General features: G+C 66.3%; 11 protein-coding genes. 2 read left to right on the top strand and 9 right to left on the bottom strand.

Annotated features, from left to right (window positions below):
• Positions 1–240: 240 nt before the first annotated feature.
• Positions 241–1,278 (bottom strand): HlyD family secretion protein, encoded by a 1,038-nt coding sequence (locus AAC645_RS17220; RefSeq protein ID WP_340317795.1) that lies wholly within the window; start codon positions 1,276–1,278, stop codon positions 241–243.
• A gap of 5 nt (positions 1,279–1,283) precedes the next feature.
• Positions 1,284–1,718, bottom strand: a complete 435-nt coding sequence (locus AAC645_RS17215) for a MarR family winged helix-turn-helix transcriptional regulator (RefSeq protein WP_340317793.1) — start codon at positions 1,716–1,718, stop codon at positions 1,284–1,286.
• 154 nt (positions 1,719–1,872) lie between these two features.
• On the opposite strand from AAC645_RS17215, the gene AAC645_RS17210 reads away from it, so the two are divergent.
• The gene (locus AAC645_RS17210) at positions 1,873–3,387 is read left to right on the top strand and encodes a replicative DNA helicase (RefSeq protein ID WP_340317787.1); all 1,515 of its coding nucleotides are present in this window, start codon (positions 1,873–1,875) and stop codon (positions 3,385–3,387) included.
• A 59-nt stretch (positions 3,388–3,446) separates the two neighbouring features.
• On the opposite strand, the gene AAC645_RS17205 is transcribed toward AAC645_RS17210, so the two are convergent.
• The 7 genes from AAC645_RS17205 to AAC645_RS17180 form a co-directional block, all read right to left on the bottom strand.
• A complete protein-coding gene (locus tag AAC645_RS17205; protein WP_340317786.1) occupies positions 3,447–4,211 on the bottom strand; it encodes a phosphoadenylyl-sulfate reductase in 765 nt (254 codons plus the stop codon).
• Positions 4,204–4,629 carry a DUF934 domain-containing protein gene (locus AAC645_RS17200; RefSeq protein ID WP_340317785.1) on the bottom strand — a complete coding sequence of 142 codons (426 nt, stop codon included), beginning with the start codon at positions 4,627–4,629 and terminating at the stop codon, positions 4,204–4,206. Before AAC645_RS17200 ends, AAC645_RS17205 begins: the two co-directional genes overlap by 8 nt.
• A 149-nt stretch (positions 4,630–4,778) precedes the next feature.
• A complete protein-coding gene (locus AAC645_RS17195) occupies positions 4,779–6,413 on the bottom strand; it encodes a nitrite/sulfite reductase (RefSeq protein ID WP_340317784.1) in 1,635 nt (544 codons plus the stop codon).
• A 1-nt stretch (position 6,414) separates the two neighbouring features.
• Positions 6,415–6,711 (bottom strand): DUF2849 domain-containing protein, encoded by a 297-nt coding sequence (locus AAC645_RS17190; protein ID WP_340317782.1) that lies wholly within the window; start codon positions 6,709–6,711, stop codon positions 6,415–6,417.
• Positions 6,708–7,541: a uroporphyrinogen-III C-methyltransferase gene (gene cobA, locus AAC645_RS17185; protein ID WP_340317792.1), complete on the bottom strand. Its 834-nt coding sequence runs from the start codon at positions 7,539–7,541 to the stop codon at positions 6,708–6,710. The genes AAC645_RS17190 and cobA overlap by 4 nt, the downstream gene beginning before the upstream one ends.
• Before the next feature lie 81 nt (positions 7,542–7,622).
• Positions 7,623–8,282: an HGGxSTG domain-containing protein gene (locus AAC645_RS20510; RefSeq protein ID WP_422785855.1), complete on the bottom strand. Its 660-nt coding sequence runs from the start codon at positions 8,280–8,282 to the stop codon at positions 7,623–7,625.
• Between the two features lie 621 nt (positions 8,283–8,903).
• A complete protein-coding gene (locus AAC645_RS17180) occupies positions 8,904–9,434 on the bottom strand; it encodes a dihydrofolate reductase family protein (protein ID WP_340317781.1) in 531 nt (176 codons plus the stop codon).
• A 114-nt stretch (positions 9,435–9,548) separates the two neighbouring features.
• Here AAC645_RS17180 and AAC645_RS17175 point away from each other — a divergent pair, with 114 nt between their 5' ends.
• Positions 9,549–10,310, top strand: coding sequence for a sulfite exporter TauE/SafE family protein (locus AAC645_RS17175; RefSeq protein WP_340317780.1), 762 nt, complete (start codon positions 9,549–9,551; stop codon positions 10,308–10,310).
• Positions 10,311–10,315 lie beyond the last annotated feature (5 nt).

Below are 10,315 nucleotides of genomic sequence, written 5' to 3'. Positions count from 1 at the left end.
CCCTGGTGGTCTTCCTAGCCTGCTTTTTTATCACCCACTGGGGGTGTGTGGGTGGGGGGCTGGGGCGCTGTGGGGTGCTCCCCGCGGCGGGGGGGGGGGGGGGGGGCGCCCCCCCCCCCCCCCCCCCCCGGCCGATGAAACCAGCCAGTTCATCCTTTCGGCGTCTGTGCCGGCCGATAAAGAGAAGCCTGTAGAACCTTGCGGCTCCACAGGCTTCAAGTTGCCTCTTGGGGGAGGAGCTCAATCGGCGACGTGCACCGTCACATGGGCGCTCCAGCCGGCCACCAACGGCCGGTCGAGCTTATCGTCGATCTGGATGCGGACGGGCACGCGCTGCGTGACCTTCACCCAATTGCCGGTGGCGTTCTGGGGCGGCAGCAGCGAGAATTGCGAGCCGGTGCCGGCGTTGATGCCGATGACATGGCCTTTGATCGTGCGTCCGGGAATGGCGTCGACCTCGATGTCGGTTCGCTGGCCGATGCGCATCCTGTCGAGCTGGGTTTCCTTGAAATTGGCGTCGATCCAATAACCATGGTCGCTGACGATATTGACGAGCGGCAGCATCTGGACCACGATTGTGCCGGGTGAAAGCTTGTCGGCCTGGCTGATGACCCCGCTGATCGGCGCGCGAATTTCGGTGCGCGCCAGATCGAACCTTGCTTTGTCGCGCGCTGCCATCGCCGCTTCGACCACAGGGTGGCCGCCGGCCCTGGAGACCCCTAGCACGGCCCGGGCCGACTCGGCTTCGGACGCGGCCGATGCCTGTTCGGCCTGCGCCGCGGCGAGCCCGGCCTTGGCCGCGTCATAATTCGCACGCGTGGTGAACCCGCGCGCGAGCAGTTCCTGCTGCCGACGGAATGTGTCGCGCGCCAAGCTGACGTCCGACATGCTCTTCTGCGTATCGGCTTGCTTGGCGTGATAGGTGCTCTGGAGCTGGGCGACCGACAGTTCTGCGTTGCCCACTGCGGCCTCGGCCTGCATCAGCGCGATCCGGTAGGGCTCGGGATCCAGGCGAAACAGTAGATCCCCCTGTTTCACATGCTGATTTTCGGCAACATCGACCTCGGTCACACGGCCGGCGACTTCCGAACTCACCTCGGCGACGCGGGCGTTGACCTGGGCGTTGTCGGTTGAGACCGTGCGCCCGCCGGACAGCCAAAGGTAGAGGCCCGCCGCGAGCAGCAGCGCCGGCACCGACACCATGGCCGCGAAACGCCCGAGACGACGCTCCCTACCGGCAGCGGTGCCGAGTTGCGCGTCCGAGGCGATGCTGCGCATCTCGTTCACAGCCGTGCCTCGGACGGCGGCAGCTCGATCGGCTCCTCGTCCTCGCGAATATGGTCACGCACGGCGATGAGCAGATCGGTCAATAGCGCGCGTTGGCCGGCCGAAAGCGGCGCGAGCATGTTCTCTTCCATCTCATGGGCGATCGCCTGGAGCTCCTCGACCAGCGGCATGGCCCGCTCAGTGAGGTGCAACCTCCATACGCGGCGGTCGGAAGGATCGGCACGGCGCTCCACGAGCCCGGCTTCCGCGAGCCGATCCACCATCCGGCACAGGGTGATGCGTTCGACGTCCAGGATCTCGGCCAACTCGCTTTGCGTGCAGCCATCGACCCGAGATAGCGTGATCAGCACCCGCCACTGCGCGCGCGTGATGCCCTTGGTGCGTGCGCGTGCATCGAACCAATATCGCGACCGCCGCGCGATATCATGCATCAGAAATGGAATGCGTCGACTCATATCTGTGTGCATGCTTACATTGTGGACGCTTGCAACATCTCGTGCAAGTGGAATCGATCCACAGATCCGTCCCCCGAACTTTTACGAGGCGGCGCTTGCGGGAAGGGTGCTTCGCGCCGATAATCGCGCCATGCTCGAGCCTGTCAGACATATCGTTCCCGCCGGGGCCGAGGCACCCGCCTTGCCGCAGAACATCGAGGCGGAGGCGGCGCTGCTGGGCGCGATCATGATCGACAACCGGCTCGCCGAGGACATCCAGATCAAGCTGCGGGCAGAGCATTTCTTCGAGCCGCTGCATGGCAGGATCTATGAAGCGATCCTGCGCCTGCTCGATCGCAACATGCTGGCCACGCCGGTGACGCTGAGGCCGATGTTCGAGGGCGACGCCGGGATGCGCGAGCTGGGCGGCCCCGGCTACCTCGCCCAGCTGACGGGCAGCGGCGCGGCGCTGATCGGCGCCCGCGACTTCGCCAACCAGATATACGACCTGGCCCTGCTGCGCGCGCTGGTCGGCGTTGGCCGGGAGATGGTCGAGCAGGCGCTCGATACGTCCGAGGACGTGGACCCGAAGGCGCAGATCGAGCAGGCCGAGATCCAGCTCTATCGCGTCGCCGAACAAGGCGGCGAGGAAGGCAGCGTCAAGACGTTCGGCCAGGCGACCAAGGTCGTGATCGAGATGGCCAGCGCGGCGCTCAACTCGGGCGGGCATGTCGCCGGCCTGACCACCGGCCTGGAGCGGCTCAACGCCAAGATCGGCGGTCTTCATCCGTCCGACCTCATCATCCTCGCCGGTCGCCCCGGCATGGGCAAGACCTCGCTGGCCACCAACATCGCGTTCAACGTGGCTATCCGATACATTCGTGACCAGCAGGCGGGTATCGAGAAGTCGGTGGGGGCGCCGGTGGCGTTTTTCAGTCTCGAAATGTCGGCGGATCAGCTGGCGACCCGCGTGTTGTCCGAACAGGCGGAGATCAGCGCCGAGCAGATCCGCATGGGCAAGATCAGCCATGCGGAGTTCACCTCCTTCGCCCGCGCGGCGCAGGACCTCGAAGGCCTGCCGCTCTACATCGACGACACGCCGGGCCTCACGATCGCGGCCCTGCGCACCCGCGCGCGGCGCCTCAAGCGGCAGCGGGGCATCGGCGTGATCGTCGTCGACTATCTCCAGCTGCTGCAGGGCTCCGGGCGCAGCGCCGACGGCAACCGGGTCCAGGAGATTTCGGAGATCAGCCGCGGCCTCAAGACGCTGGCCAAGGAACTCAACGTCCCGGTGATCGCGCTGTCGCAGCTCAGCCGTGCGGTCGAGCAGCGCGAAAACAAGAAGCCGGTGCTGTCGGACCTGCGTGAATCGGGATCGATCGAGCAGGACGCCGACATGGTTTGGTTCGTGTATCGCGAGGATTATTACCTCAACCTGATCCGCCCCAAGGAGGCATCGATCGCGGTCGGCGACAGCGCCGTCGAAGTGACGGCCTTCGAGGAATGGCAGCAGAAGATGTCGCGCGCGCATAACCGCGCCGAGCTCATCATCGCCAAGCAGCGCCATGGCTCGACCGGGACGATCCCGCTCAAGTTCGAGAGCAGGTTCACCAAATTCTCCGATCTCGCCGACGAGATGTACGGCAGCCAGGACTATGACGACTAGGCCGGCCTCGCAGCGTCACAAGCTCGCGCGGCCATGGATTGCGGCACGATCGATCCGGATCAGAAGACCGGCTCCTCCCCGGGGCGGACGAGCGGTTCGCCGTGGATGCCGCATTCCACCTTGTCCCATCCCCGCCAGCGGCCCGCGCGCGGATCCTCGCCCGGCTTGACGATGCTCGTGCAGGGCGCGCAGCCGATCGACAGATAGCCCTGCGCCTCCAGCGGATGGCGCGGCAGCTCTCGGGCCTCGAACCACTTGTCCAGATCCGCCTTGGTCCAGTCGGCGAGCGGGTTGAATTTGATGCGGTCGCCATCGAGCTCGAAGCGCGGGATGCCGACGCGGGTTGCGGCCTGGAAGCCCTTGCGTCCGGTGATCGACGCATCGAAGCCCTTCATCGCGCGCGCGAGCGGCTGGACCTTCCGGATCTCGCAGCAGCCGTCCGGATCATAGGACCAGCGTAGCCCGGTGCCATCCCGGTCGGCGATCACGGCCTCTTCGGGCGCGATGCTGCGCACGCCCGTCAGCCCGAGCCGTGCGATCAGCGTGTCGCGATAGTCGAGGGTTTCCTGGAACATCTTGCCGGTGTCCAGGAACAGCACGGGCGTGGACGGATCCGCCCGGGCGATGAGGTCGAGCAGCACCGCGGATTCGGCACCGAAGGACGACACCACCGCGACGGCGCCGAGCAGCTTTTCGCCCAGCACCGCGCGGATCGTCTCTTCGGTTCCAACGCCCTCGAAGCGCGCGTTGAGGCGCGCGACGTCCGTCGCGGTGAAGGTCGGCGCTGTATCGATCCGGTCGATGCGGCGGGCCGGCTCAGCCATGGCGGCGGGCCCAGATCGGAACCCGTCCGTCGACCGTCTTCTGATAGACGTCCTTGTGCAGGCCCAGCAGCTTGTCCAACGTCTCCCGATCGATCTCGACTTCGGTAAGGAAGGAGTCGAAGCCGCAGCGCCGCATCGGCCCGATCTGATCGACCAGCACGTCACCGGCCGCGCGCAGCTCGCCGGTATAGCCCGCCTCGCGCAGGATGCTGCCGGTCGAATAGCCGCGGCCGTCGCGGAACTTGGGGAAGGACACCTCGATCAGCGACAGCCGGTCGAGATAGGGGATCAGCGCGCGCGGATCGTCGGTCGGCTCGAGCCGGACCGAGGTCGCGTTCGACTGGCCGAGGAAGCCGTCGAGCGTCACCGCGGGCTCGTCATGCGCCTCGTCATCGCGGAAGCGGATCAGATCACCCATTATACCGGCTCCGTTCGGACGCGTAGTTGGCCGACACGGCGTCTTCCCGGACTTGATCCGGGATCCCGCTTTTCTCGGCGGTGTAGAAGGAAGAAGCGGGATCCCGGATCAGGTCTGGGAAGACGGACTTCCTGCTACTGGCGAGGAGATCACCCATAGATCGCCTCCTTGAACGGTGCCTCGCCGACGCGGCGGTAGGTGTCGACGAAGCGCTCTCCGTCGGCGCGTAGCGCGGTATAGACGTCCACCGCCTTCTCGATCGCGTCGACGACGCCGTCCTCCGAGAAGCCGGGGCCGATGATGCTGGCGATGCTGGTATCCTCGGCCGCCGAGCCGCCGAAGGAGAGCTGGTAATTCTCCTCGCCCTTACGATCGACGCCCAGGATGCCGATATGGCCGGCATGATGGTGGCCGCAGGCGTTGATGCAGCCCGAAATCTTGAGCTTGAGCTCGCCCAGATCGCGCTGCTTTTCGAGATCGGCGAAGCGGCCGGCGATCTTCTGCGCCAGCGGGATCGAGCGGGCATTGGCCAGCGAGCAATAATCGAGCCCCGGGCAGGCGATGATGTCGCCGATCAGGTCGAGATTGGGGGTGGCGAGGCCGGCGGCGTCGAGCTTCTGCCAGATCGTGTAGAGATCGGCCTTGCGGACGTGCGGCAGCACGATGTTCTGCGCATGGGTCACCCGCAGCTCGTCGAAGCTGTAGGTCTCGCCGAGGTCGGCCATGACATCGATCTGCGCCGAAGAGGCGTCGCCGGGGATGCCGGTGGTCGGCTTCAGGCTGATGTTGACGATCGCATAGCCCGGCACCTTGTGCGCGGCGACCTGCTGGTCGACCCACAGGGCGAAATCGGGATCGCTGCGGTCGATCTCGTCCGGCAGGCCGGTTTCGAAGGCGGGCGGCGCGAAGGTCGCGACGATCCGCTCATATTCGGCGCCGGAAGCATCGAGGCCCAGCGTGCGGGTGTGGAGGAATTCCTCCTCGACCTGGCGGCGATATTCGTCGGCGCCGATCTCATGGACGAGGATCTTGATCCGCGCCTTGTAGAGATTATCGCGCCGGCCGAAGCGGTTATAGACGCGCAGGCAGGCTTCCATATAGCTGAGCAGGTCGGCCTTGGGCAGGAAGTCCCGGATGACCGGCGCGATCATCGGGGTGCGGCCCATGCCGCCGCCGACGAACACCCGGAAGCCGACCTCGCCCGCGTCGTTGCGGTGCAGCTGGAGCCCGATGTCGTGGAGCTTGACCGCGGCGCGATCCTCCTCGGCGGCGATCACCGCGATCTTGAACTTGCGCGGCAGATAGCTGAACTCGGGGTGGAAGGTGCTCCACTGGCGCAGCAGCTCGGCCCAGGGACGCGGATCCTCGACCTCGTCCGCGGCGGCGCCGGCATATTGATCGGACGAGATGTTGCGGATGCAGTTGCCGCTGGTCTGGATGGCGTGCATCTCGACCTTGGCCAGCTCGGCGAGGATCTCGGGCGCGTCGGACAGCTTGATCCAGTTATACTGGATGTTCTGCCGGGTGGTGAAGTGCCCGTAATCCTTGTCGTAGGTGCGCGCGATATGGGCGAGCACCCGCATCTGCTTGCCCGACAACGTGCCATAGGGGATGGCGACGCGCAGCATATAGGCGTGGAGCTGGAGATAGAGGCCGTTCATCAGCCGCAGCGGCTTGAACTGGTCCTCGCTCATTTCGCCGGACAGGCGGCGCTTCACCTGGTCGCGGAATTCCTCGACGCGGGCATCGATGATCGCCTGATCATATTGGTCATAACGGTACATATCAGATCACCCAGTCGCCGATGGCGGGATCGGCGGGTTTAAGGCCGAGATCGGCCCGGACGGTCGGCCCGATCGCGCGGATGCGGTCCTTGATGTGGGCGGGGCGGGGGCCGGTGTCGGTCTGCTCCGCCTGGATCACATAGGGGCCGTTGACATGCCGCGCCGCTTCCTCGCGCGCGGCGATCGCCTCGCCATGCTGGTCGACGTCGACGGCATGCTCGACATGGCGCGACCAGCCTTCGCCGGTCCACCAGATCACGTCGCCGGTGACCAGATCATTACCCGTCAATATCTTCACGCCCGGTCTCTTATCACTTCAGGGTCTCTTATCACTTCAGGGTCTTTCATCGATTCGGCCTGTGCGGCCAGCCCCTTGAGGCGATTGTCGGCGTCGGACAAGAGCACGACCTCGCCGACGACGATGATCGCGGGGCTGATAACCTGCTCGCGCAGCACCATGTCGCCGAGATCGGCGAGCAGGGTGCGGATCGCGCGCGATCCTTCGAGGGTGCCGCGCTCGAGCACCGCGACCGGCATGTCGGGCGCGACGCCGTCGGCCATCAGCTTGTCGGCGATGGCGCCGGCGCAGGTGACGCCCATGTAGATGACGAGGGTGCGGCCCTGGCCGGCCAGGCCTGCCCAATTCTGCTCGCTCAGCCCCTTGCAGGTGCCGGCGACGAAGCTCACCGCGCTCGACCAGTCGCGATGGGTGAGCGGCAGCATCGCTTCGGCGGCGCAGCCGAGCGCCGAGGAAACCCCGGGGATCACCTCGACCGGCAGGCCGGCGCCGCGCACCGCCTCGACCTCTTCGCCGCCGCGGCCGAACACGAACGGATCGCCGCCCTTGAGCCGCACGACGATCGAGCCCGCCCGGACATGGGCGATGATGAGGGCGTTGATCGCCTCCTGCGGCAGGGTGTGCCGATCGCGCTGCTTGGCAACGGAAATGCGCTGCGCGTCGGCCGGGGCATGATCGAGCACGCGCATGTCGATCAGGCCGTCATGCACGACGACATCGGCGATGCGCAGCGCCTCGACGGCGCGCACGGTGAGCAGGCCGGGATCGCCCGGACCGGCGCCCACCAGGATAACGCGCCCACGCGCTTCAGGATCGAGCAAGGATGCCATGCCGGCCAAATGGCCTTTCATGCCGCGATGCGCAAATGAAGGATGTTTGGGGGAGGGCGAAGTTTTCTTTGCCATGTTGCGCTATCGCCGCCCTTTTTTCTCCGCTCGCGCGGGCGGGAGGGGCCGGAGGTGAGCGAAGGTTTCTCTGTGCATTGCCTCTTCCCGAGCCTCCTGCGGTTCGGAGGTTATGGATCCCCGCATCCGCGAGGATGACGGATCGAAGCGAGGCGAACCTGCGCAGGCGCGCCGCCCTCGGTGGCGTGACGAGAGCGGACAAGGCAGGGGACGGCCAGCGGCCTCGCGGTCCCGAACAGGTACCGATTTCGCCCCTGATCCCGGGTGCATGGGGTTGTCCGTTCGTTTTTTTGTTTTTTCGGTCGGGCCGGGGCCGGGGCGGGGGGCTATGCGCGGCATCGGCCCAGGCGCGCTGCCGGCCGGTGCGCCGAAGCTGGCCGTGCTGCGACGAGGCGGGGCGCCGGCTTCGTTCGGACCGACGAAGCGCTCGATGAGCTGGGGGAGCGCGGCCGGCCGGGTTGCCCGCAGATAGCGCGCGACCGCTCTGATCCACTCGGAGCGGATGCCATGCTTCCAGGCATTGCGATTGCCGCGCGGTGCACCGCTGCCCTTGCCGCCGTGCATCCGGCATCGGCGGCTGCCGTTCACCGCCGGCGAGCGGCAGGGGTCGCCCGAGCGGGTGCGCGCGCCGCAGCGGGGGGCTTTGGCGAGGATTTGCGGTTGCATTGGCGGTTCGCTCGGGTCGTTGGTGGGACCGGGTTGCTTACTGGAAATGCATGGAACAAACAAGGAACAAATGGTCGGGATCAGGGCAGTCGGATGAAGGCCGATACACTCTTCTGGCGCGGGGCTTGTCGGTCAAAAGTGCGTCATCCCGACGAAAGTCTACTGCTGTCCGGAATCTCTCTATCGTCATGCCAGCGGAGGCTGGCATCCATGTCTCTCTCCTTCTCGATGGCATCGAAAATGGTGAAAGACATGGACCCCAGCCTGCGCTGGGGAGACGCTGGAGGGAGAGCATGCCCTCGATCAAGAAAACGATGTCTGAGCGATGGTCTTCCGAGCAAATCCCCAACAATTCCGGTCGGCACCCGGCCGGACGCAAGAAAATCCCGGACAGCCGTGGGCGAAAGTCGGGACCCATAACGGCAACGAGGAGCGATAGAACCACGCGGTTCGGTCCTTTTTCTTCCAGTCCAGCGATTATGGGTCCCGACTTTCGTCGGGATGACGGGCTGGGATGACGGGCTGGGATGGCGGGCTGGGATGACGGGCCGGGATGACGGGCCAGGATAGGTCTTCGACGTTCACCCGATGGCCCTGTGACCGGGATGGTGCCGCTGGCGTTCAGGCAGGAACATAGGCCAGTCTGATCACGTCGTCGCCAATCCGGTCGCTGGCCACAAGGCGGAGCGGCGGGCGGGGGCCGGCGAAATAGCGCGTGCCGTGGCCGAGCACGACCGGGTGCAGGTAGATGCGGTACTCATCGATCAGGCCGAGTTGGGTGAGGCTGTGCGCCAGATGCGGGCCGGCGACTTCGATCTCCCCGTCCCGCTCCGCCTTCAGCGTGCGGATCGCCCCCGCAAGATCATCGCCGATAAGCGTGGCGTTGGGGCCGACCGATGCCGACGAGCGCGAGACGACCCATTTCGGCTGCCGCCGCCACGCCGCGGCGAAGGCCCGTCTGTCCGCATCCCATTCGGGATCATCGTCGTCCCAGTAGCGCATGATGTCATAGATGCGGCGACCGTAGACGCTGCCGGCCTGCGCCCGGGCCTCCTCGATGAAGTGGCGGAAGAGCGTGGCGTCGGGCGCGAATTCCATATGATCGACATAGCCGTCCAGCGACTGGTTCATTCCGAACACGAGCCTTGCCATGCTGTGAGTCTCCGCCCAGGGGCTTCAGGATAGCGTGAGGGGGTGTGCCGCTTCCAGCGATTGTGTTGAAATGCCTGACGATAGGGGAGCGCAAGCTTTCACCCGGATGACGCCTTGATCGATCTGTTCGCAACTCTTCTCGCCGCCGGGGCCGGTGTGCTCGGCGGCGCCATGAATGCGCTTGCGGGCGGCGGCACCTTCGCGACATTGCCCGCGTTGATCGCGCTCGGCGTGCCCGCCAATGTCGCCAACGCGACTTCGAACGTCGCCCTGCTGCCGGGGGCGGGGTCGAGCGCCTGGGCCTATCGCGACGAACTCGGGCCGGTGGCGGGCCTGTCGGTTCGGCTGCTCGCGTCGATCACCTTCGTCTTCGGGCTGGTCGGGAGCCTGCTGCTCGTGCTCACGCCGAGCGAGGTCTTCGACATCCTCATTCCCTGGCTGCTGCTGTTCGCCTTCGTGGTGATGCTGTTCGGCAAGCGCGCCGCGGACTGGCTGCACGCCCGCGTCACCATTGGTCGGCCGACCCTGCTCGCGACGCAGGCGCTGCTCGGGATCTATGGCGGCTATTTCGGCGGCGGCGTGGGGCTGATCGCCACCGCGCTGTACGGGCTGCTCGCCAATATCCGCCCACGCGAGCTGTTCGCGATCCGCACGACGATGCTGGCGGTGGCGAACCTCGCTGCGGCGTTCGTGTTCATCGGCTTTGCCATGGTCTGGTGGTGGGCGTGCCTGCCGATGCTGCTCGGCTCCTTCGCGGGCGGCTGGCTGGGCGCGCTGCTCGGCAAGCGGTTGCCGCATCAGGCGGTGCGGGTGTGGACGTTGCTCGTTACTGGGGCGACGACCGTGGTGTTCTTCGTGCGGGCTTATGGGGGGTAGGGCGC

Source organism: Rhizorhabdus argentea (assembly GCF_037861105.1).
In the GTDB taxonomy this organism is placed as follows: Bacteria; Pseudomonadota; Alphaproteobacteria; order Sphingomonadales; family Sphingomonadaceae; genus Rhizorhabdus; species Rhizorhabdus argentea.
Note: the sequence above shows the minus strand (reverse complement) of the source record. Positions and strands in the feature narration are given on the sequence as shown.